Annotated in this window: 18 protein-coding genes; 7 read left to right on the top strand and 11 right to left on the bottom strand. The window is 64.2% G+C overall.

What is annotated here, in order from left to right; translation table 11 throughout:
* The first annotated feature begins 1 nt into the window (after position 1).
* The 4 genes from G559_RS0102770 (at position 2) to sstT (ending at position 5,141) form a co-directional block, all read left to right on the top strand.
* The gene (locus G559_RS0102770; protein ID WP_028626783.1) at positions 2-1,792 is read left to right on the top strand and encodes an acyl-CoA dehydrogenase C-terminal domain-containing protein; all 1,791 of its coding nucleotides are present in this window, start codon (positions 2-4) and stop codon (positions 1,790-1,792) included.
* Between the two features lie 59 nt (positions 1,793-1,851).
* Entirely contained in the window at positions 1,852-3,015 is a 1,164-nt protein-coding gene (locus tag G559_RS0102765) for an iron-containing alcohol dehydrogenase (protein ID WP_028626782.1), read from the top strand.
* A gap of 93 nt (positions 3,016-3,108) precedes the next feature.
* Positions 3,109-3,546, top strand: a complete 438-nt coding sequence (locus tag G559_RS0102760) for an acyl-CoA thioesterase (protein WP_028626781.1) — start codon at positions 3,109-3,111, stop codon at positions 3,544-3,546.
* Positions 3,547-3,896: 350 nt separating this feature from the next.
* On the top strand, positions 3,897-5,141 hold the full coding sequence (gene sstT, locus G559_RS0102755) for a serine/threonine transporter SstT (RefSeq protein ID WP_028626780.1): 1,245 nt from the start codon (positions 3,897-3,899) through the stop codon (positions 5,139-5,141).
* A 59-nt stretch (positions 5,142-5,200) separates the two neighbouring features.
* Here sstT and G559_RS0102750 read toward each other — a convergent pair whose 3' ends face one another.
* The 5 genes from G559_RS0102750 to G559_RS0102730 all read right to left on the bottom strand — a co-directional run bounded on the left by G559_RS0102750 (position 5,201) and on the right by G559_RS0102730 (position 10,868).
* The gene (locus G559_RS0102750) at positions 5,201-5,599 is read right to left on the bottom strand and encodes a glycine zipper domain-containing protein (protein ID WP_028626779.1); all 399 of its coding nucleotides are present in this window, start codon (positions 5,597-5,599) and stop codon (positions 5,201-5,203) included.
* A 171-nt stretch (positions 5,600-5,770) separates the two neighbouring features.
* On the bottom strand, positions 5,771-6,259 hold the full coding sequence (locus tag G559_RS0102745; protein WP_028626778.1) for a hypothetical protein: 489 nt from the start codon (positions 6,257-6,259) through the stop codon (positions 5,771-5,773).
* A gap of 452 nt (positions 6,260-6,711) precedes the next feature.
* Positions 6,712-9,033, bottom strand: coding sequence for an FdhF/YdeP family oxidoreductase (locus G559_RS0102740; RefSeq protein WP_028626777.1), 2,322 nt, complete (start codon positions 9,031-9,033; stop codon positions 6,712-6,714).
* Positions 9,030-9,875, bottom strand: coding sequence for a formate dehydrogenase accessory sulfurtransferase FdhD (gene fdhD / locus G559_RS0102735; RefSeq protein ID WP_028626776.1), 846 nt, complete (start codon positions 9,873-9,875; stop codon positions 9,030-9,032). Before fdhD ends, G559_RS0102740 begins: the two co-directional genes overlap by 4 nt.
* 96 nt (positions 9,876-9,971) lie before the next feature.
* Positions 9,972-10,868, bottom strand: coding sequence for a LysR family transcriptional regulator (locus G559_RS0102730; RefSeq protein WP_028626775.1), 897 nt, complete (start codon positions 10,866-10,868; stop codon positions 9,972-9,974).
* 129 nt (positions 10,869-10,997) lie between these two features.
* Between G559_RS0102730 and lysM the strand changes: the two genes are divergently transcribed.
* Complete coding sequence (gene lysM / locus G559_RS0102725) at positions 10,998-11,438, top strand: peptidoglycan-binding protein LysM (protein WP_028626774.1); 441 nt, start codon at positions 10,998-11,000, stop codon at positions 11,436-11,438.
* A 5-nt stretch (positions 11,439-11,443) separates the two neighbouring features.
* Here lysM and yrfG read toward each other — a convergent pair whose 3' ends face one another.
* Positions 11,444-12,106, bottom strand: a complete 663-nt coding sequence (yrfG, locus tag G559_RS0102720; protein ID WP_028626773.1) for a GMP/IMP nucleotidase — start codon at positions 12,104-12,106, stop codon at positions 11,444-11,446.
* Between the two features lie 129 nt (positions 12,107-12,235).
* Here yrfG and nudE point away from each other — a divergent pair, with 129 nt between their 5' ends.
* Both nudE and cysQ read left to right on the top strand, forming a co-directional pair.
* Positions 12,236-12,802, top strand: coding sequence for an ADP compounds hydrolase NudE (gene nudE / locus G559_RS0102715; protein WP_028626772.1), 567 nt, complete (start codon positions 12,236-12,238; stop codon positions 12,800-12,802).
* Positions 12,799-13,620 (top strand): 3'(2'),5'-bisphosphate nucleotidase CysQ, encoded by an 822-nt coding sequence (cysQ, locus tag G559_RS0102710; RefSeq protein ID WP_028626771.1) that lies wholly within the window; start codon positions 12,799-12,801, stop codon positions 13,618-13,620. The genes nudE and cysQ overlap by 4 nt, the downstream gene beginning before the upstream one ends.
* Before the next feature lie 143 nt (positions 13,621-13,763).
* On the opposite strand, the gene G559_RS0102705 is transcribed toward cysQ, so the two are convergent.
* The 5 genes from G559_RS0102705 to arcD all read right to left on the bottom strand — a co-directional run bounded on the left by G559_RS0102705 (position 13,764) and on the right by arcD (position 20,766).
* A complete protein-coding gene (locus G559_RS0102705) occupies positions 13,764-15,671 on the bottom strand; it encodes a beta-ketoacyl synthase (RefSeq protein ID WP_028626770.1) in 1,908 nt (635 codons plus the stop codon).
* A gap of 278 nt (positions 15,672-15,949) precedes the next feature.
* Positions 15,950-16,882, bottom strand: a complete 933-nt coding sequence (gene arcC, locus G559_RS0102700; RefSeq protein WP_028626769.1) for a carbamate kinase — start codon at positions 16,880-16,882, stop codon at positions 15,950-15,952.
* A gap of 72 nt (positions 16,883-16,954) precedes the next feature.
* Positions 16,955-17,965 (bottom strand): ornithine carbamoyltransferase, encoded by a 1,011-nt coding sequence (locus G559_RS0102695; RefSeq protein ID WP_028626768.1) that lies wholly within the window; start codon positions 17,963-17,965, stop codon positions 16,955-16,957.
* A gap of 103 nt (positions 17,966-18,068) precedes the next feature.
* Positions 18,069-19,319, bottom strand: coding sequence for an arginine deiminase (arcA, locus tag G559_RS0102690; RefSeq protein ID WP_028626767.1), 1,251 nt, complete (start codon positions 19,317-19,319; stop codon positions 18,069-18,071).
* A gap of 19 nt (positions 19,320-19,338) precedes the next feature.
* A complete protein-coding gene (arcD, locus tag G559_RS0102685; protein ID WP_028626766.1) occupies positions 19,339-20,766 on the bottom strand; it encodes an arginine-ornithine antiporter in 1,428 nt (475 codons plus the stop codon).
* Between the last annotated feature and the right edge of the window lie 601 nt (positions 20,767-21,367).

Below are 21,367 nucleotides of genomic sequence, written 5' to 3'. Positions count from 1 at the left end.
CATGGCTTACAAGGCACCCCTGCGCGACATGCGCTTCGTGCTTCACGAACTCTTCGACGTTTCCAGCCACTGCGAGCTGCTGGCCAACGGCCTGGACCGCGAGCTGATCGACGGCGTGCTGGAAGAAGGCGCGCGCTATGCCGGCGAAGTGGTTTCGCCGCTCAACCGTAACAGCGACGAGGAAGGCGTGACCCTGGTACAGGGCGCGGTGACCACGCCCCAGGGCTTCCGCGAGGCGTATCGGCAGTATTGCGACAACGGCTGGGCGAGCATGACCGGGCCGCAGGAGTTTGGTGGCCAGGGCTTCCCGCAGATGGTCGCCTGCAACTTCCACGAGATGCTGATGGGCGCCAGTCTGTCCTTCCGCGTCTACTCCGGCCTCACCGAAGGCGCCGTGGTGGCGCTGCACAAGCACGGCAGCGACGCACTCAAGCAGGCCTACCTGGAAAAACTGGTGAGTGGCCAATGGGCCGGCACCATGTGTCTGACCGAGCCCCAGGCCGGCACTGACCTGGCCCTGCTGCGCACCCGTGCCGAGCCTCAGGCCGATGGCAGCTACAAGGTCAGCGGCAGCAAGATTTTCATCAGCGGCGGTGAGCAGGACCTTTCCGAGAACATCGTCCACCTGGTGCTGGCGCGCCTGCCGGATGCCCCTGCCGGGGTGAAGGGCATCAGCCTGCTGCTGGTGCCCAAGTTCATTGCCAACCCCGACGGCACGCCGGGGACGAAGAACGCCCTGGGTTGCGGCGCCATCGAGCACAAAATGGGCATCAAGGGCGCGGCCACCTGCGTCATGAACTTCGACGGCGCCACCGGCTGGCTGATCGGCGAAGCCAACCAGGGCCTGGCCTGCATGTTCACCATGATGAACGACGCGCGCTTCCAGGTCGGCCTGCAAGGGCTCGGCATTGGCGAACAGGCCTTCCAGGGGGCTCTGGCCTATGCCCGTGAACGCCTGCAGTCGCGCGCCCTCAGTGGCCCGGCGGCGCCGGACAAGCCCGCTGACGCGATCATCCACCACCCCGACGTGCGGCGCATGCTGCTGACCCAGAAGACCCTGGTGGAAGGCAGCCGCATGCTGGCCGCCTATTGCGCACGCCAACTGGACCTGGAGCACGGGCATCCGGACGTCGCGCAGCGCAAGGCGGCCGGTCGCCGCGCGGCACTGCTGATCCCCATCGTCAAAGCCTTCCTTACCGACATGGGGCAGGAGGTGGCCAGCCTGGGTGTGCAGATCTATGGAGGTCACGGCTTCATCCGCGAGTGGGGCATGGAACAGCTGATGCGCGACAGCCGCATCACGCAGATCTACGAAGGCACCAATGGCATCCAGGCGCTCGACCTGGTCCGCCGCAAACTGATGGGTGACGGCGGCACCGAGCTGGCCGCGTTGCAGGATGAGTTCGCTGCCTTGGCCGATGTCCAGGCCAGCCGTGGGGAACTGGCCGAGCTGGCCGGCGCGGTACTGGCACGCCTGCAGGAATGGCGTGCCCTGACCGTCACCTTGCTGGATCGGGTACGGGAGGACCCGGAGGAAATCGGCGCCGCCTCGGTGGACTTCCTCCAATACTCGGCCTATGTGCTATTGGCAGGGTTCTGGTTGCTGGCTGCGGCCCGTGCCCAGGACGCATTGGACGCGGGCACGTCCGACGTGGATTTCTACCAGGCCAAACTGCACAGCGCGCGCTTCTACATGCGCCGTGTGCTGCCGCGTGCCAGCGGTCACCGTGAAGCCCTGTTGGGTGGCGCGGATTGCCTGATGGCGTTGCCTGAGGCGCATTTCGCGTTCTGAGCCTGCCACTCTGCGCGCCGCGCCATCGCGGCGCACACACAACAAAGGAGGACGCCAAGATGCAGCCCTTCAGTTTTGCCACCACCGCGCAGATTCTCTGCGAATCCGGTTCGGCCGTGCGCCTGGCCGAGCTGTGCCGCGAGCGCGGCGCCCAGCGTGTGCTGCTGGTCACCGACCCGGGGATTACGCATTTCGGCCTGCTCGATGAGGTCCTTCCCGGTTTCGCCGCCGCCGGCCTGACCGTTGCCGTCTACGACCGCGTCCAGGCCGATCCACCGGAAGCCATCGTGCTGGAGGCGGTTGCGCTGGCGCGGACCCTCGATGCGGAACTGGTGGTGGGCTTCGGCGGTGGCAGCTCCATGGATGTGGCCAAGCTGGTGGCCCTGCTGGCGCACCCGGAATGTCGCCAGGGGCTGGCGGATATCTATGGCGTGGGCAACGCGCGGGGTCGGCGCCTGCCGTTGCTGCAGGTGCCGACCACTGCCGGAACCGGCTCCGAGGTAACCCCCATTGCCATCGTCACCACCGGCGAGACCACCAAGATGGGCGTGGTGTCGCCGCTGCTGTTGCCGGACCTGGCATTGCTGGACGCGGACCTGACGCTTGGCCTGCCGGCGGCGGTAACTGCGGCCACCGGAATCGACGCGATGGTCCATGCCATCGAGGCCTACACCAGCAAGTTGAAGAAGAACCCGCTGTCCGACCTGCTGGCCCGCGAGGCCTTGCGCCTGCTGGCCGGTAATCTGGATACGGTGGTACACAACGGCCGCAACCGTGAGGCCCGCCAGGCCATGTTGCTGGGCGCCTGTCTTGCCGGCCAGGCATTCGCCAACGCCCCGGTGGCGGCTGTGCATGCCCTGGCGTATCCCCTGGGCGGGCACTTCCATATTCCCCACGGGCTGTCCAACGCGCTGGTGCTGCCCCATGTGCTGGGTTTCAACGCCGAGGTGGCCGCGCCGCTCTATGCGGAGCTGGCGCCCCTGGTGCTCGGGAGCAAGCTCAAACCCGGTAGCGACGCCCAACTCACCGAACAGTTGATCCTCGAACTGGCCGATTTCAGCGCCCGCAGTGGCCTGCCGACACGCTTGCGAGAAGCCGGCGTGCCGCAGGATATGCTGGGCAAGCTGGCCAGCGACGCCATGTTGCAACAGCGGCTGCTGGTGAATAATCCGCGCGAGGTCAGTGAGGCCCAGGCCCTGGCCATTTACCAGGCGGCCTACTGAGCCTCCTGTAGGAGCCTGTTTGTTGGCGAATGCATCCGTTCGCGAGCAAGCTCGCTCCTACAGGAATCGACCCAACCGAACCCAGGGAACCCCATGAGCCAACCCCAGCACCTGCGTGTCGACTACCGCCACTTCCAGCCCATCACCACGCGCTGGCACGACAACGACATCTACGGCCATGTGAACAACGTGGTGTATTACGGCTACTTCGACAGCGCGGTGAACACCTACCTGATCGAGCAGGGCGGCCTGGATATCCATGACGGCAACGTGGTGGGCTTCGTGGTCAGTTCCTCTTGCGACTACTTCGCCTCCATCGCCTTTCCTGACCGCATCGAAGTGGGCCTGCGTGTGGGCAAGCTCGGCAACAGCTCGGTGCAATATGAACTGGCGATCTTCAAGCAGGGCGAAGACGAAGCCTGTGCGGCCGGGCGATTCGTGCACGTGTTCGTCGACCGCGAGAGCAATCGGCCGGTGCCGATCCCCGAGCAACTGCGCGCGGCGCTGGCGGAGCTGGTGGTGGAGGGCTGATCCCGGTCACCACGGGGGAAAGCAACTGCCCTCGAGAGATTCAGGGGCAGACCTGCGGTCTGCATGGCGAATGAATTCCCCCCTACAGCCAACTTTCACCCAGTCGACCCGAAACGGCTGAAATAGCGACATCCAGCGGCCCGACCGTCTGTCCGCTCTACCCATCCGCAGTGCGAATCCGCACAATGCGCGCCAAACTCGAAACGACCCGTCCGGCTGCGAGGTGATTCACCACGCGGCGCGGCGCTTTCTTTTTCGCTGATCTGCGGCAGTGAAGGCGAGGTGTCATCGGGGTTCAATGTCCACTCTGGGCCAGCCAGTGCACGGCCCGACGTTCAGCGGTACCTGCCATGACTCACGCAAACGGCTCCATCCTGCAACGCTTGAAACGCACCAGCCTGGTGACCCGGATCGTCATCGGTCTGATCGCCGGCATCGCCCTCGCCCTGACTTCGCCCGAGTACGCCAGCGCCGTTGGCCTGCTCGGCACGCTCTTCGTCACTGCGCTGAAAGCGGTTGCACCGATCCTGGTTTTCATCCTGGTGACAGCGGCCATCGCCAACCACAAACCGGGTGAGCGCACCCAGATCCGCCCGATTCTCGTCCTCTACCTGATCGGCACCTTCTCCGCTGCCGTGGTGGCGGTAATGGCGAGCAGCCTGTTCCCGTCCACCTTGACGCTGACCACAGCAGCCACTGACGTGGCACCGCCGGCAGGTATCTCCGAGGTGCTGTTGAGTCTGCTGTCCAGCGCTGTGGCCAACCCGGTCAAGGCACTGATGGAGGCCAACTTCATCGGCATCCTGGTGTGGGCCGTGGGCCTGGGCATTGCCATTCGCCAGGGCAGCGAAACCACCCGCAACGTGTTCAGCGACCTGTCCCACGGTGTGTCGTTGATCGTCCGTGTGGTGATCAGCTTCGCGCCGCTGGGTATCTTCGGTCTGGTGGCTTCGACCCTGGCGGAGAACGGTGTTGGCGTGCTAGCCGACTATGCCCACCTGCTGGCGGTGCTGCTGGGCTGCATGCTGTTCGTGGCCTTCGTGGTGAACCCGCTGATCGTGCTCTGGAAGATTCGTCGCAACCCCTACCCGCTGGTGCTGACCTGCCTGCGTGAAAGCGGCATCACCGCCTTCTTCACCCGCAGCTCGGCAGCCAACATTCCGGTCAACCTGCAGTTGTGCGAAAAGCTGGGCCTGCACGAGGACACCTACTCGGTATCCATCCCGCTGGGCGCCACGATCAACATGGCCGGTGCCGCTATCACCATTACCGTGCTGACCCTGGCAGCGGTGACCACGCTCGGTATCCAGGTGGACATCCCCACCGCCATCCTGCTCAGCGTTGTGGCTTCCATCTGCGCCTGCGGCGCTTCCGGCGTGGCTGGCGGCTCGCTGTTGCTGATTCCGCTCGCGTGCAGCCTGTTCGGCATCCCCAGCGAAGTGGCGATGCAAGTGGTGGCCGTTGGCTTCATCATCGGCATCCTCCAGGACGCTGCCGAAACGGCACTGAACTCCTCCACTGACGCACTCTTCACCGCGGCTGCCTGCATGGCCAGCGGTGATGTGAGCGAGGCGCGCGCCGAGCAGATCGGTTGATATCCGCCTGAAACGAAAAAGCCCGGCGCGCGTGCCGGGCTCTTTCATGGGCGCATCGATCAGTGGCGATGCTTGCGGTGCTTGCGGTGACCGTCGTGATCGTCCTTGGTCAGTTCGGTGGCGATGGCACCACCTGCCGCGCCGCCGAGGCCCGCGCCGATAGCGGAGCCGGTGGAGCCGCCCAGTGCGCGACCGGCTACCGAGCCGCCCGCTGCGCCCAGGCCGCCGCCGATGGCGGCTTCGGTCTTCTTGCCGCTCTTGGCGGTCATGGCGCTACCGGCTGCACCACCCAGGCCGGCGCCAATTGCCGCGCCGGTGCTGCCGCCGACGGCATTGCCGACAACGTTGCCCAGGGCGCCGCCGAGGCCGCCGCCGATGGCGTTGTTGGTGGTCTCGCCGGCTACAACGACCTGGGTTGCCAGTAGGCTGAGGGCGAGGGCGGTTACTGCTTTGCGCATCGTGCTGATTCTCCGTTTCGAAGGGGGATGTCCATGGTCCCGCGGCAACGCCAAGGGCCCCATGACACAGGTCAGATTATGGATTCGGAAGGGGACCGGTCGTCGCTCGACCAGGCCTCAGGTCTGGAAAAAAGCCCGCTGGAAGCGGGCTTTTTTGGTTGGCGGTGTTGATCAGTCATCCCAGCCGCGGTGCTTGTGCTTGTGCTTGCGATGGCCCCAGGCGTGGCCACGACCGGGGTGATCGCGGTAGGAGCGACGGTAATGGCGATGATCATCATCGTAGTCGTCATCGTCGTAGCGGTTCCTGTCGCCGTATTCATTGCCCAGAGCGCCGCCAGCGCCGCCGCCCAGGGCTGCGCCGATCAGGCCGCCGGTGGTTCCGCCCATCTGCCGGCCGACGACTTGACCGCCGGCGGCGCCGAGGCCACCGCCGATGGCGGCTTCAGTACGGTTGCGGCGCGGGGCAGCGACTGCACCACCCGCGGCACCACCTACGCCAGCGCCGATGGCTGCGCCGGTGCTGCCGCCCACGGCATTGCCGACCACGGAACCCAGGACCCCGCCCAGCGCACCACCAATACCGGCATCGGTATTGCCGCCTGCGAAGACGCTGCCGCTGGCCAGGCCAAGAGACAGGAGAAGGATCGAGGTGTACTTCATGGTGAGGATCGCCTCAGTGGTTTTTGGTGAGGCGATATTTGCTGTGGGAATTAACTTACGCAAGTGTCGGACGACGAAAAGCACTAACTTTTCTTATTTTTTTAATTGCTTGATTTGCCGGCAGAACTTTTTCCGAGTCGGGCTGTCTGAGACCTATTCCCGCCCGCGTCATTCCTGCTCTTTACGCCACTCGCAATGCTGGCAAAGTGCCCAATCAAATAAAGTTCCGTCGGAACTTTATATAGGCATTAATTCCCTATTTCAAATTGTTTCTGCCGGAAACAAGTTAGATAAACAAACTTCCCTTACTGCAGTTAAAGACTGGCTTGCGCCCCACTGTTGCGTGTCGGCAGGGTAGCGTGCGCGCGGAAATTTCGAGTGGATACCTTGGTGAGTATCGTGCGCCGGCCAGCGGCTCCGGACCCGGCAGGTGCCGGTCCGGAGCCGCATCCTCAGAGGATGCGGCCGTTGTCGCGGGAGGCTTCGAGGCGGATGGCCACGAACTTGGAGGTGGGGGTGTAGCTGCCCTCGCCGTAGCTTTCCAGCGGCACCAGCGGGTTGGTTTCCGGGTAGTAGGCGGCGGCTTGCCCGGTTGGAATGTCGAAGGCCAACAGGCTGAAACCGGATACCCGGCGCTCCACGCCGTCGTCCCACAAGGTCACCATGTCCACCTTCTGCCCTGGCTCGAAGCCCAGGCGGCGGATGTCTGCCTCGTTGGCGAAGACCACTTCGCGTTGGCCACGTACGCCGCGGTAGCGGTCGTCCAGGCCGTAGATGGTGGTGTTGTACTGGTCGTGCGAGCGCAGAGTCTGGAGGATCAGGTGCGGCTTCTCGCCGGTACTGCGTACCTTTTCGTGGAGCAGGTCAGCCGGCAGTGGAGCGGCCTTGAAGTTGGCGCGGCCGCTCTGCGTGCTCCATTGCCGCGCATTGGCGGTATTGCCCAGGTAGAAGCCGCCCGGGTGCTGCACGCGGTGGTTGAAGTCCTCGAAGCCGGGAATCGTGTCGGCGATCAGCTCGCGGATGCGGTCGTAGTGGGCGACCAGGGCGTCCCAGTCCACCGGGTGGTTGCCCAGGGTGGCCTTGGCGATGCCGGCGATGATGGCCGGCTCGGAGCGCATCTCGCGGGAGGAGGGCTCCAGTTGACCGTAGGACGCATGGATCATGCTGAAGGAGTCTTCCACCGTCACCGCTTGTGGGCCTTCGGCCTGCCGGTCGATATCGGTGCGGCCGAGGCAGGGGAGGATCAGCGCTTCCTGGCCGACGGTCAGGTGGCTGCGGTTGAGCTTGGTGCTGATCTGCACCGTCAAATCGCAACGCTGTAGCGCGGCATGGGTGCGCGGGCTGTCCGGTGTGGCCTGGGCGAAGTTGCCGCCCAGGCCGATGAACACCTTCGCGTGGCCATCGAGCATGGCGTTGATCGCTTCCACCGTGTTGTGGCCATTGTCCCGAGGGACCCGGAAGCCGAAGCGCTTCTCCAGGGCATCGAGCAGCGCTGCCGGCGGCCGGTCGTTGATGCCCATGGTGCGGTCGCCCTGCACGTTGCTGTGGCCGCGCACCGGGCAGAGGCCGGCGCCGGGGCGGCCGACATTGCCGCGCAGCAGTTGCAGGTTGACGATTTCCTGGATGGTCGCCACCGAGTGGCGATGCTGGGTGATGCCCATGGCCCAGCAGATGATCACGCTGCCGGCGTTGCGGTAGATACGCGCGGCAATCTCGATCTCATCCAGGGTCAGGCCGGATTGTTGTTCGATCTGCGTCCAGGGCGTGGCGTCCAGTTCGCTCAGGTAGGCGTCGACGCCGTCTGTGTGCTCGGTGATGAACGCGTGGTCGAACACCGGCGCCTCGCCGTTCGCCTGGGCCTCGCGTTCCCATTGCAGCAGGAACTTGGCGATACCGCGGATGGCGGCCATGTCGCCACCCAGTGCCGGACGGAAGAAGGCGGTGTTCAGCGGCCGTGAGCCGTTGCTGAGCATTTCCAGGGCGTGCTGCGGGTGCTGGAAACGCTCCAGGCCGCGCTCCTTGAGCGGGTTGAAGCAGACCACCTGGGCGCCGCGCTTCACCGCTTCGCGCAGCGGTTCGAGCATGCGTGGGTGGTTGGTGCCCGGGTTTTGGCCAAGCACGAAGATGGCATCGGCATGTTCGAAGTCGTGGAAGGTCACGCTGCCCTTGCCCACGCCAACGCTCTGGCCCAGGGCTACGCCACTGGCCTCGTGGCACATGTTCGAGCAGTCGGGGAAGTTGTTGGTGCCGAAGGCGCGGACGAACAGCTGGTAGAGGTAGGCTGCCTCGTTGCTGGCGCGGCCGGAGGTATAGAACTCGGCCTGGTGCGGGCTTTCGAGGTTGCGGAGGTGCCGGGCGACGAGGGCGAAGGCGTGCTCCCAGCTGACTGGCACATAGTGGTCGGTCTGGCGGTCGTAGCGCATGGGCTGGGTCAGGCGGCCCTGGTACTCGAGCCAGTAGTCGCTCTGCTCGCGCAACTGGCTGACGCTGTAGCGCGCAAAGAAGGCGGCATCCACCCGGCGCTTGGTGGCTTCCCAGTTGACGGCCTTGGCACCGTTCTCACAGAACTTGATGCGACCGTCCTCGGGGGAGTCGCCCCAGGCGCAGCCGGGGCAGTCGAAGCCGCCGCTCTGGTTGGTCTTGAGCAAGGCGCGCAGGTTTTTGAACGGCTGTTTGCTGTCCAGCCAGAAGCGGGTGACGCTCTTCAGCGCACCCCATCCGGCCGCGGCGCCCTTGTAGGGTTTGTAGCGGGGTTGTACGGGTTGCAGGCTCATTCTTTCGGGGCTTTCGCTTCTGGCGCCGGGCTGTAGACCCGTGGGGCGCTATGGTGGGGCAGGTGGATGAGGTTGAGGTGGTGCCGACGTGCCCATTCCACGGTCAGGCTGGTGGGCGCGGAGAGGCTGACCAGGGTGGACAGGCCGGCGCGCACCGCCTTGTGGATAAGTTCCAGGCTGCAGCGGCTGGTGACCACGGCGAAACCCGCGCGTGGGTCCAGGCCTTGGCGCAGCAGGGCGCCGATGAGTTTGTCGAGGGCGTTGTGGCGGCCGATGTCTTCACGGCACAGGCGCAGTTCCCCGCTGGCATCGACGAACAGCGCGGCGTGCAGGGCGCCGCTGCGCCGGGCCAATTCCTGCGCCTGGTTGATGCGCTGGCGCAGGTCGCGGAAGTGTTCGGCTGGCGGCAGGGGGGCCGGGTCCAGCGAGCGCAGCTCAGGCAGCGCCTGTTCCAGCGCTTCCACGCCGCAGAGGCCACAACCGGTGGTGCCGGCCAGGTTGCGGCGCTGTTCCTTGAGCGACCAGAAGGCACGATTGCCAATGTCCACTTCGGCGTGCAGGGCGATACCTTCGCCTTCGATCTGGATGTCATAGATGTCGTCGATGGACTGCACCACCGCGCTGCTCAGGCTGAAGCCCGCGACGAAGTCTTCCAAGGCGCTCGGGGAAACCATCATGACGGCGTAGCTGATGCCGTTGTAGGAAATCGCCAGGGCGCATTCTTCCGCCAGGTCGGCATCCTCTACGCGTGCGGCGGCGTCCAACTCGGCATATTGGTAACCAGTGGGTGCGGGTGGGTTATCCACAGCGGTGAGATGGCGCTTGGCGTCTGGGTTTGGCATCGAATTGCCCCCTGCGACGGATTGACTCAGCCATCCTAGGCCCCTCTGGCAAGGGCGTCTAATCGCTATTCCCGATTCAGTGATCGAGCGCGTTTATCATGAGGCGGAATCGAGCCCCAACAAGGTCCGCGCTTCGGAGAAGCAGGCATCCGCCAGGGCCGAGCGGGGCGCGCCACGGCGCAGGATCAGGCCCAGCGGGGCGAGGGTGCGGGCGTCTTCGATGGGGGTCAGCGCCAGGTGTTCAGTGAAGTCGTCGAGGCCGCTGTCCAGCGGCATGATGGCGCAGCACAGGCCGGCACTGACGGCTTGCAGCAGCTGGTGGACGGCGTCGGTCTCCAGTCTGGGCTGAGGCGAGAGGCCACGGCTGCGAAAGCCATGGTCGATGGACTGGCGAAAGTGCATGCCGCCGAAGAGCAGCCCCAGGGGCAGGTCCACCAGGCTTTCCCAGGGCAATGCGGGGATGTCGAAACTGAAGTGGCGGCGGTCGTGCAGCAGGCCCATGCGGGTCTGGGCCAGTTCCAGGCTTTCGAAGTGCTCGCGGTCCAGGCGGTCGAGGTAGGAAAGGCCCAGGTCCAGCTGGTTGCGCGCCAGGCCTTCGAGAATCTGTTCGGAGCTCAGGGAGAACAGCTGGAAGCGCAGGCTCGGGTGCGGGCCGGAGAAGGCTTGCACCAGGCGCATGGGGTCGAAGCCGGCCAACGGCACCATGCCCAGGCGCAGGGTGCCGACCAGTTGGCCGCGGCAGGCTGCCGCCTCGGCATAGAGGCCATCGTGGGCCGCCAGCAGCGTGCGCGCCCAGGCCAGCACGCGCAGGCCGGCGTCGGTGAAGCCCTCGAAGCGCTGGCTACGGACAACCAGTTCCAGACCCAGTTCTTCTTCAAGGCTGCGCAGGCGCATCGACAGTGTTGGTTGGGTGACGTGGCAGCGCGCGGCGGCCTGGCCGAAGTGGCGGGTCTCTTCCAGGGCGATGAGGAACTTCAGTTGCTTGATGTCCATGCCGGCTCCTTGATCAGGGCATGGATTCTAGCCTGTCGTCGCCGTGGGGAGGTCGAACTGGAACGGCCGTCTAGACTTGCACTTCCCAGGCGCCGGGCGCGCCATCCCTATGGAACGAGAGGATCTGTCATGGGCATCTTCGACTTTGTCAAAGAAGCGGGTGTGAAACTGTGGGAAACCCTGGTAGGGCAGGAGGCGCAGGCCGCCGAGACGTTGAAGGAGCACGTGGCCAAGGTGGGGCTGGGCAATCCGGCCATCGAGCTGACGGTGGAGGGTGACAAGGTGATCGCCCGTGGTGAAGTGGCGACCCAGGAAGAGAAGGAGAAGATCCTCCTGGCCCTGGGCAACGTCGAAGGTGTGGCCCAGGTCGAGGATCAGATCAGCGTCAGTGCACCCGCCGTGGCGCCGGCCCGCTTCGTCACGGTGAAGAAGGGGGACACCCTGAGCGCCATTGCCAAGACTGAGTACGGCAACGCCAATGCCTACATGAAGATCTTCGAGGCCAACAAGCCGATGCTTTCGCATCCGGACAAGATCTATCCGGGGCAGGTACTGCGTATTCCTGAATAGGGTCCCTACAAATCCTCGACGAGGGTCCGGTAGCTGTCCACTGCCGCGAATTCCTCGGTGTCCTTCGGGCCCTTGCGGCTGTCCGGCTCGCGTACCGCCAGCAGTTGGGCGATGCCGTACTGTTGCGCACTGCGCAGGACCGGCAGGCTGTCGTCGATGAACAGGCTGCGCGCTGCATCGAAGCCGAAGTCCTGTTGCAGGGCGTGCCAGAACTGCTGGTCTTCCTTGGGAAAGCCGTAGTCGTGGGAGCTGATCAGGCGGTCGAACCAGGGGGCGAGCTGGACGCGCTCCATCTTCAGCGACAGGGAGTCGCGGTGGGCGTTGGTGATCAGTGCCACGCGCTTGCCCGAGCGTCGCAGGGCGGCGAGGAAGAGGTCGGCATCCGGGCGCAGGGCGATCAGGTGCGCCACCTCGCGCTTGAGTTCGCGGATCGACAGGCGCAGCTCGCGACTCCAGAAGTCCGTGCAGTACCAGTTCAGTTGCCCGGCGTTGTCGCGAAACAGCGGCAGCAGCTCGGCGTCGGCCAGCTCGCGGCTGATGCCGTGGTGCTCGGCATAGCGCTGCGGCAGGTACTCCATCCAGAAGTGGTTATCGAAGTGCAGGTCGAGCAGGGTGCCGTCCATGTCGAGCAGGACGGTGTCGATGTCGTTCCAGGGCAGTGATGGCATGGGTGCTGTCGGTCGTTCCGGTGGGCTGTCGCCGTTACGTCGCTGGCCGTCGCTGGCACGCAATCTCCAGCGGGGACATTGGGCAAAGGCGGGGTATGATAACCCGCCGGTCATGCCAAGGAGTCCGTTATGCGTCAGAAGCCCACGGTGCTTGCTCGCGAGATAGTCGCCAGCAGCCGCCTGTTCCGTGTCGAGGAGCTGCAATTGCGCTTCGCCAATGGCGTCGAACGCACCTACGAACGCTTGGTTGGCAAAGGCGCCGGCTACGGCGCCGTGATGGTGGTGGCCATGGCCGATGCCGAACACGTACTGCTGGTGGAGGAGTACTGCGCCGGCACCGACGACTACCAGCTGTCCCTGCCCAAGGGCTTGATCGAGCCAGGCGAGGAGGTGCTCGCCGCCGCCAACCGTGAACTCAAGGAAGAGGCCGGGTTTGGCGCGCGCCAGTTGGAGCACCTCACCGAACTGTCCCTCTCCCCTGGCTACATGAGCCAGAAGATCCAGGTGGTCCTGGCTCGCGATCTTTTCGAGGAGAGCCTGCCGGGCGACGAGCCCGAACCGCTGCGGGTCGACCGCATCAGCCTGCGCGAACTGTCCAGCCTCGCCCAGCACCAACAATTCAGCGAAGGCCGCGCCCTGGCCGCGCTCTACCTGACCCGAGACATCCTGACCCAACGTGGGGAGTACCAACCTTGAACCATCCCTTGCTTCCCGCCGTGATCGAACTGGTGCGCCAGGCGGGTGACGCCATCCTGCCTTTCTGGCGCGGCGAACTGGACGTTACCGAGAAGGACGACGCCTCTCCCGTTACCGCTGCTGATCTCGCGGCTCACAAAGTGCTGGACGCCGGCCTCGCAGCACTGGATCCGAGCATTCCGGTGCTTTCCGAAGAGGCGGCGAATATCCCCCTGGCCGAGCGTGCCAGCTGGCAGCGTTGGTGGCTGGTGGACCCACTGGATGGCACCAAGGAATTCATCGCGGGCAGCGAAGAGTTCACCGTCAACGTGGCGCTGATCGAAGGCGGCCGGGTGGTGTTCGGTGTGGTCGGCATGCCGGTCACCGGACGCTGCTACTACGGCGGTGCCGGCCTTGGCGCCTGGAGTCAGGATGAGGAGTTCGAAGCCGACGAAATCACCGTACGCATCGCGCCGGACGAAGCCTTCACCGTGGTCGCCAGCAAGCGTCATTCGAGCCCGGCCCAGGAGCGTCTGTTGGCGTGGCTGTGTGAGCGCTTCGGTGATCTGCAACTGGCCAGTATCGGCAGCTCGCTGAAGTTCTGCCTGCTGGCCGAGGGCTCTGCGGATTGCTACCCGCGCCTGGCCCCCACTTCCCAGTGGGACACAGCCGCCGCTCAGGGCGTGCTCGAAGGCGCTGGCGGCGAGGTGCTGGATCTTTCCGGCAAGGCGCTTACCTATGAAGCCCGCGAGGGTTTCCTCAATCCGTCCTTCCTGGCGTTGCCGGCAGCCGCCGAATGGCGGGCGGAGCTGATTCAGCTGGCGCGTGCGCTGGACTGAAAACACCGGAAACGAGAAGGGCCCCGAGGGGCCCTTTTTCATGGCTGTCGCTTCATACAAGATTCGTAGGATGGCGTAGAGCGAAGCGAAACCCATCACCGCAATCGACGGGTTTCGCAGGCTCGCGGCGCCGAGTAGCGGTTTCAGTCGAGCATGTCGGCGAAACGCTCGTCCTTCCGGTAGCGCAGCGTCTGGGCGAAGCCGGGCACCTGGATGCCCTCAGGGCTCAGTTCGATTTGCTGCTCGTCGATCAGGTCGTTGCCGAAGTTGTAGATGATGTCGAACTCGCCCAGGCGGGCGCGGCGGTCGTATTCCTCGGCGTTGGCGCGGGTCTGCTCGCGTTTGGCTACGTAGGTGGCAAAGGCGGTTTCGCCGTAGCGTTTCTTCAGCATCTTCTCGGCCAGGCGCGGGGAGATGACCACACCGGTGGCGTTGTTGCCGCCGAAGCCCTTGGAGTTGATGAAGCAGACGTCCAGCTGGCGCTCGCCCAGGACGCGGTCACGGGTTTCGATGGACAGGTGCTGGCGGTGCACGTCGTCGGCCACCCGGTCGATGGTCTTGATGCCCGGGAGGATGCCGTACTTGAACGTGCCCAGGGCGGCGATCACCTGGTCGCCGCTGGCGGTGGCCAGGGAGTGGCCGAGGTAGGCCTTCACGGCGGCGACCGGCCATTCATCGATGCCAAAGGCGCCGGCAACGCGGTCCAGCAGCTCGGATTCGGTCACGCGGTTGGCCGGGGTGCTGGAGCCGTGGGCGTGGACGAAGCTGCGTTCGCGCACACCGTCCGGGCCAATCAGCTGGGTGGCGGCGGCCACGGCCTTGGCCAGGGTCAGGTAGTTGCCCGGGCCGGGGGCGGAAATGGATTTCTTGAAGCCGTCGGCGTTGATGAAGACATCGGTCACTGCGCCGTGGATATCGGCGCCCAGTTCCAGCGCCAGTTCGTCATCCATCAGCACTACGTACTGGCTGGACTCGGCCAGGGTGAAGCCACAGTTCTCGCCGAACGGACGGCTGGCGCGGCGGAAGTCGACGTCCTCGCGGCCGCCCACCTGGCGCAGGCCTTCTTCGGTGGCCAGGGCGCCCATGGCGCCGTAACCGTCGATGCATTCCTGGTTGATCGGTGCCTCGGCGTTACCCACCAGGACCACGCGGGAGCGGCCGGAGGTGATGAGCTCGATGCCCTTCTGCAGGTTGTAGAGGAAGGTGGCGCAGGCGCCGGTGACGCTGCCAGTGGTACCGACGCTACCCAGCACGTAGGCATTGATGAAGTCGGCGGGCATGGTGTTCAGGCCCAGCGGCAGCTGCTTGGCGCTGACGCGGCTGCCCTTGAGGCGCGATTGCATCAGGCCGCCGAAGCCGTTCTCGTCCAGCTGGCTCATGATGCTGCCGGAGAACACGGCGATCTCGTCCGGCTGCACGCGGTCGACGATGCTCTTCCACGGCAGGCCGATGGAACGGATGGCGTCGGTTGCGGCGACCACGGACATTTGCAAGCCGCGCGGGTGGAAGCGCGAGTTGTACAGCTCGCCCGGCTCGAAGCCGGTGGGCAGCTGCCCGGCGGACTTCACCGGCAGTTCGCGGTAGCTGTCCACCTTGAAGTCGCAGGTGCCCTGGAGAGTCACCCGGACTTCACCATTATCCAGGGCTTCCACGTCCCAATTGGCGGGCAGCGGTTCGGGCAGTTGCTTGCGCGATGTGGTGAAGCTGAGGGCCTGGTTGTCACCGACCTGGGCCGTGAGGCTCTTGTGCCAGTGGGCGGCGTCCACGTCCAGGTGTTGCTTGCCGATGCGGCGTACCAGGGTGGAGTCGAGGATTTCGGCGGTGTAGCGCGTCTCGATCTCGGCCAGGGTCAGGGCCTTGCCGTCGGCATCCAGGTACTGGCCGTCGGTCACGGAAACCAGCTTCATCATCACGGCGAGGCCAGCCAGGGTCTCCTGACGGGCCTGTGTGTCCAGCGTCTCGATCACGATGCGACGGAAACCGTGGTGAAACGAGCTTCGTCCGGCCGCGTTGTAGCCGCCAAAACCCACAATCACTGGAAGTCGGGACATCTCTCGGAAACTCCTCAAAAAGACCATCTCATGCCGGCCGGCAGGCTTGGCCGCGGGGCGCCGCGCTCAGGTGGCGGCAGTTTGCGGCATCAAGCATCACGGGCCAGGTGGCATGAGCCAGGTGGCAGCTCGAATGAATGGGATGTCTACCTGACGCGGGGTGTGACTATCAAGTCACTCCGATGGTCATTCGGCGGATGGAGAAAAGGAGGGGCCGGTGGGCGGGGAATGCCGTAGGGGCGAATGAATTCGCCCCTACGGGGGAGGGTGGTTCGCGATCAGCGGTATTCGATACCAGCCTTCCTGGTGGTAACGCGGGTACCGGATTTGCCTTCGGTGATGGCCACGATGTTTTCCAGGGAGCCGATCACCGCGTCCTTGCCGGTGTTGCGAGCGAATTCCATCGCCGCCTGGACCTTCGGCCCCATGGAGCCAGCGGCGAAGCCGAGGCGCTCCAGCTCGTCCGGGTGGGCCTGGGCGATGGCTTTCTGGGTCGGCTTGCCCCAGTCGATATAGGCGGCATCGACGTCGGTGGCGATGATCAGGACGTCGGCGTCCAGTTCCTCGGCCAGCAGCGAGGAGCAGAGGTCTTTATCGATCACCGCTTCGACGCCGGAGAGCTTCTTGCCGGATTCGTCATACATGGTCGGGATGCCGCCACCACCGGCGCAGATGACGATGGTGCCTTTCTCCAGCAGCCACTTGACCGGGCGAATCTCGAAGATGCGCTTGGGACGCGGGCTGGCGACCACGCGGCGGAACTTGTCGCCGTCGGGCGCGATGCTCCAGCCTTTCTCCTTGGCCAGGGCCTCGGCTTCTTCCTTGGAGTAGACCGGGCCGATCGGCTTGGTCGGGTTCTGGAAGGCCGGGTCCTTGGCGTCGACTTCGACCTGGGTGAGGAGGGTGGCGAATGGCACTTCGAACGGCAGCAGGTTGCCCATTTCCTGTTCGATCATGTAGCCGATCATGCCTTCGGTCTCGGCGCCGAGAACGTCCAGCGGGTAGGGCGTGACCTTGTCATAGGACGCGCCCTGCAGGGCCAGCAGGCCGACTTGGGGGCCGTTGCCGTGGGCGATCACCAGTTCGTTGCCGGGCGCGACCTTGGCGATCTGCTCGGCGGCAATCTTCACGTTGGCGCGCTGGTTGTCGGCAGTCATGGGTTCGCCACGACGCAGCAGGGCGTTACCGCCCAATGCGACGACGATACGCATAGTGATTTCCTCCTGAGGGTGAAAATGCGTCCCGGACCGGCGAGCGCGTCGCGGTCCGGGGCGTATCGGGACTTACATGTCGGCGAGGGTCGAAACGAGGATCGCCTTGATGGTGTGCATGCGGTTTTCCGCCTGCTCGAAGGCGATGTTGTACGGGGACTCGAAGACGTCTTCGGTGACTTCAATGCCGTTCTTCAGGTTCGGGTACTTGGCAGCGATTTCCTTGCCGACCTTGGTTTCGCTGTTGTGGAACGCCGGCAGGCAGTGCATGAACTTCACGCGCGGATTGCCGGCCGCTTTCATCATGTCCATGTTGACCTGGTAGGGCAGCAGCTCCTGGATGCGTTCGCCCCAGGCTTCCACCGGCTCACCCATGGACACCCAGACGTCGGTGTGGATGAAGTCCACGCCCTTGACCGCTACTTTCGGGTCTTCGGTGATGGTGAGGCGGGCGCCGCTTTCCTCGGCGAATTTCTTGCAGGCGGCGACGTGCTCGTCGGTCGGCCACAGTTCCTTCGGCGCGGCGATGCGTACATCCATGCCGAGCTTGGCGCCGATCAGCAGCAGGGAGTTGCCCATGTTGTTGCGGGCGTCGCCCAGGTAGGCATAGGAGATCTCGTGCAAGGGCTTGTCGCTGTGCTCGCGCATGGTCAGCACGTCGGCGAGCATCTGGGTCGGGTGGTATTCGTCGGTCAGGCCGTTGAACACCGGCACGCCCGCGTAGGTGGCCAGTTCTTCGACGATCTCCTGCTTGAAGCCACGGTACTCGATGGCATCGTACATGCGGCCGAGCACGCGGGCGGTGTCCTTCATGCTCTCTTTGTGGCCGATCTGCGAAGAGTTCGGGTCGATGTAGGTGACGTTGGCGCCCTGGTCATAGGCGGCCACTTCAAAGGCGCAGCGGGTACGGGTGGAGGTCTTCTCGAAGATCAGCGCGATGTTGTTGCCTTTGAGGTGCTGTTGCTCGGTACCGGTGTACTTGGCGCGCTTCAGGTCGCGGGACAGGTCCAGCAGGTAACGCAGCTCGCGAGTGCTGTGGTGCATCAGGCTGAGCAGGTTACGGTTGTGCATGTTGAAAGCCATGGTTCTTTCTCCTTGTGGGCAGCTTGAAACCTGGCCCCGTCAGAACAGCTCGTGGCTGGCGGGGCGGGCGGCTCCGGGTTGAGAGCCGCCGTGGAATATCAACTCAGTAGTCGATCGGGTCGCGCAGGATCGGGCAGGTCATGCAGTGACCGCCGCCACGGCCGCGGCCGAGTTCGCTGGCGCTGATGGTGACCACTTCGACACCGGCCTTGCGCAGCAGGGTGTTGGTGTAGGTGTTGCGGTCGTAGCCGACCACCACGCCGGGCTCCAGGCAGACCACGTTGTTGCCGTCGTCCCACTGCTCGCGCTCGGCTTCGAAGGCGTCGCCGCCGGTCTGCACCACGCGCAGCTTCTTGAGGTTGAGGGATTCGGCCACCACCGAGATGAAGTCCTTGTCCTCGCGGCGGATGTCGATGCCGTACGGGCGGCTTTCATCCGGGCGCAGGACGAAGGGCACGATTTCCTTGACCACTTCCGGGAAGACCGTGACCAGGTCGCGGTCGCAAAAGGTGAAGACGGTGTCCAGGTGCATGGCGGCGCGGGATTTGGGCAGGCCGGCGACGACGACTTTCTGCGCGGCGCCTTTGGCGAACAGCGATTGAGCCAGCTGGCCGATGGCCTGGCGCGAGGTCCGCTCGCCCATCCCGACCAGCACTACGCCGTTGCCGATGGGCATTACGTCGCCACCTTCCAGGGTGGACATGCCATGGTCCTTGTCAGGGTCGCCGTACCAGACTTCGAACTCGGCCTCGGTGAAGGTCGGGTGGAACTTGTAGATGGCGGTGGTCAGCAGGGTCTCCTGGCGACGGGCCGGCCAGTACATCGGGTTGAGGGTCACGCCGCCGTAGATCCAGCAGGTGGTGTCGCGGGTGAACTGGGTGTTGGGCAGCGGCGGCAGGATGAAGCTGGAATGGCCCAGGTAGTCGCGGTACATCTTGATGGCGCTGACGCCTTCGCTTTCCGGCAGGTCGGAGCCGGCGACGCCGCCGATGAGGAATTCGGCGATCTTGCGCGGCTCCAGGCCTTCGATCCAGGAGCGCACTTCGTTGGTGAGGCCGACACCCACCTGGTCAGCGGTGATCTTGCGATCGAGGATCCACTTCAGGGCTTCCTTGTTCTGCACGATGTCGGTGAGCAGGTTGTGCATTTCCAGGACGTCGATGCCGCGCTCACGCATCTTGGTGACGAAGTCGAAGTGGTCGCGCTTGGCCTGGTTCACCCAGATCACGTCATCGAACAGCAGCTCGTCGCAGTTGTTGGGGGTCAGGCGCATATGTGCGAGCCCCGGCGAGCAGACCATTACCTTATGCAGCTTGCCGGCTTCCGAATGAACGCCGAGTTTGACTTTGGACATGGCAGGGTCTCCTTACGGGTTACAGGGTCAGGAAGCCGTCGTAGAGGCCGTAGGCCGCCACGAGCGCGCCGATTACCACGGCGGCGAAGATCAGCTTCTCGACATTGGTGAATACCGGTTGGCCAACTTCCCGTTTGGCCTTGGCGAAGAGAATCACGCCTGGTGCGTAAAGCAGGGCGGAGAGCAGCAGGTACTTCACGCCGCCGGCATACAGCAGCCAGACGGCGTAGATCAGCGCGATGGCCGCGATGACCAGGTCCTTGTTCCGGTCCGAGGCATCCTGTTCGTAGCCTTCGCCACGCAGGGGCAGTAGAAACGCGTAGGCGGCGGACCAGAGGTAGGGCACCAGGATCATGGAGGTGGCGAGGTAGATCAGCGACAGGTAGGTGCTGGCGCTGAACAGCGTGATGATCAGGAAGATCTGCACCATCGCGTTGGTCAGCCACAGGGCGTTGGCCGGGACCTGGTTGGCGTTCTCCTTGCGGATGAAGGCCGGCATGGTGTGGTCCTTGGCCGCGGCGAAGAGGATCTCGGCGCAGAGCAGCACCCAGGAGAGCAGGGCACCGACCAGGGAGATGACCAGACCGACGCTGATCAGCACCGCACCCCAGTCGCCGACCACGTGCTTGAGCACAGCCGCCATCGAGGGGTTCTGCAGCTTGGCCAGTTCCGGCTGGGTCATGATGCCGAGGGACAGCACGTTCACCAGCACCAGCAGCAACAGCACGATGATGAAGCCCAGCACGGTGGCCTTGCCCACATCGCTGCGCTTCTCGGCGCGGGCGGAGAAGATGCTCGCGCCCTCGATGCCGATGAACACCCAGACGGTGACCAGCATCATGTTGCGCACCTGGTTCATCACGCTGCCCAGCTCGATGTTCTTCGAACCCCAGATGTCAGCGGTGAAGATATCCAGCTTGAAGGCGAACAGGCAGATGAGGATGAACAGGAACAGCGGCACCACCTTGGCGATGGTGGTCACCAGGTTGATGAAGGCCGCTTCCTTGATCCCGCGCAGCACCAGGAAATGCACGGCCCAGAGGACGATGGAGGCGCCGATGATGGCCGCCAGCGTGTTGCCCTCGCCGAAGATCGGGAAGAAGTACCCCAGGGTACTGAACAACAGCACGAAGTAACCGACGTTGCCCAGCCAGGCACTGATCCAGTAGCCCCAGGCCGAGGAGAAACCCATGTAGTCGCCGAACCCGGCCTTGGCGTAGGCGTACACCCCGCCGTCGAGGTCCGGTTTGCGGTTGGCCAGGGTCTGGAAGACGAATGCCAGGGTGAGCATGCCCACCGCGGTAATGGCCCAACCGATAAGAATGGCGCCGACATCGGCACTGGCAGCCATGTTCTGCGGAAGCGAGAAAATACCCCCGCCCACCATTGAGCCGACAACCAGGGCCACTAAAGCGCCTAGTTTAAGCTTGTCGGACGATTCTGACATTTTGCACCTCCATCCCAAGTAGGAACTGTGCTTATTGAGCGCGCAGTCTTTTGACTGCGTTCTGATCCAGATCAATAGCTGGCTAATGTGTCATTCTGACAATTTCCTTACTGTCGTGGAGGGAAGGGGGCTACTGCGGATTGCGGCTCAGGACTAGCAATCTAGAGGGTTTGGCAAGCCATCCCAGGCGGCGCCTAATACAAACTAGTCGGTTTTGCAGGGCCTTCAAGTTGCAACTTGCATGGCATTGATTTCTACGGGAAAGCACTATTTTTCTTGTAGGAAATTGACGAATTAATCCCGTTTATTTCGCTATAAGTGGGAGTTTTTTAATTAGGAAAGCCGTGAAATTTCAACAAGAGAAATCATGTTCGCGCGTAGGCACATTGACATCAGATGAGCGTCTTTTGGATCAGGTCCGACTTCTGAAATGGCGTTGAATTACGAACTTGAGAAGCGAGAAAAGCGCCCGTTCGGGGCGTTCTGCTCCGGTTCATCGCCCCGCGTCTCGCGCGCATGAAAAAGCCCGGCGCAGGGCCGGGCTCGTTCGGACACCCGGCGGGTAGCCAGGTGTTGCCGCGGGCCAGTACCCGACGGCGAT

This window comes from Metapseudomonas resinovorans DSM 21078 (assembly GCF_000423545.1).
In the GTDB taxonomy this organism is placed as follows: domain Bacteria; phylum Pseudomonadota; class Gammaproteobacteria; order Pseudomonadales; family Pseudomonadaceae; genus Metapseudomonas; species Metapseudomonas resinovorans.
Note: the sequence above shows the minus strand (reverse complement) of the source record. Positions and strands in the feature narration are given on the sequence as shown.

Bases quoted from the DNA above. Each gene is read 5' to 3' on its own strand.
- G559_RS0102770 (WP_028626783.1), top strand. From the start codon at position 2: ATGGCTTACAAGGCACCCCTGCGCGACATGCGCTTCGTGCTTCACGAA.
- G559_RS0102765 (WP_028626782.1), top strand. From the start codon at position 1,852: ATGCAGCCCTTCAGTTTTGCCACCACCGCGCAGATTCTCTGCGAATCC.
- G559_RS0102760 (WP_028626781.1), top strand. From the start codon at position 3,109: ATGAGCCAACCCCAGCACCTGCGTGTCGACTACCGCCACTTCCAGCCC.
- sstT (WP_028626780.1), top strand. From the start codon at position 3,897: ATGACTCACGCAAACGGCTCCATCCTGCAACGCTTGAAACGCACCAGC.
- G559_RS0102750 (WP_028626779.1), bottom strand. From the start codon at position 5,599: ATGCGCAAAGCAGTAACCGCCCTCGCCCTCAGCCTACTGGCAACCCAG.
- G559_RS0102745 (WP_028626778.1), bottom strand. From the start codon at position 6,259: ATGAAGTACACCTCGATCCTTCTCCTGTCTCTTGGCCTGGCCAGCGGC.
- G559_RS0102740 (WP_028626777.1), bottom strand. From the start codon at position 9,033: ATGAGCCTGCAACCCGTACAACCCCGCTACAAACCCTACAAGGGCGCC.
- fdhD (WP_028626776.1), bottom strand. From the start codon at position 9,875: ATGCCAAACCCAGACGCCAAGCGCCATCTCACCGCTGTGGATAACCCA.
- G559_RS0102730 (WP_028626775.1), bottom strand. From the start codon at position 10,868: ATGGACATCAAGCAACTGAAGTTCCTCATCGCCCTGGAAGAGACCCGC.
- lysM (WP_028626774.1), top strand. From the start codon at position 10,998: ATGGGCATCTTCGACTTTGTCAAAGAAGCGGGTGTGAAACTGTGGGAA.
- yrfG (WP_028626773.1), bottom strand. From the start codon at position 12,106: ATGCCATCACTGCCCTGGAACGACATCGACACCGTCCTGCTCGACATG.
- nudE (WP_028626772.1), top strand. From the start codon at position 12,236: ATGCGTCAGAAGCCCACGGTGCTTGCTCGCGAGATAGTCGCCAGCAGC.
- G559_RS0102705 (WP_028626770.1), bottom strand. From the start codon at position 15,671: ATGTCCCGACTTCCAGTGATTGTGGGTTTTGGCGGCTACAACGCGGCC.
- arcC (WP_028626769.1), bottom strand. From the start codon at position 16,882: ATGCGTATCGTCGTCGCATTGGGCGGTAACGCCCTGCTGCGTCGTGGC.
- G559_RS0102695 (WP_028626768.1), bottom strand. From the start codon at position 17,965: ATGGCTTTCAACATGCACAACCGTAACCTGCTCAGCCTGATGCACCAC.
- arcA (WP_028626767.1), bottom strand. From the start codon at position 19,319: ATGTCCAAAGTCAAACTCGGCGTTCATTCGGAAGCCGGCAAGCTGCAT.
- arcD (WP_028626766.1), bottom strand. From the start codon at position 20,766: ATGTCAGAATCGTCCGACAAGCTTAAACTAGGCGCTTTAGTGGCCCTG.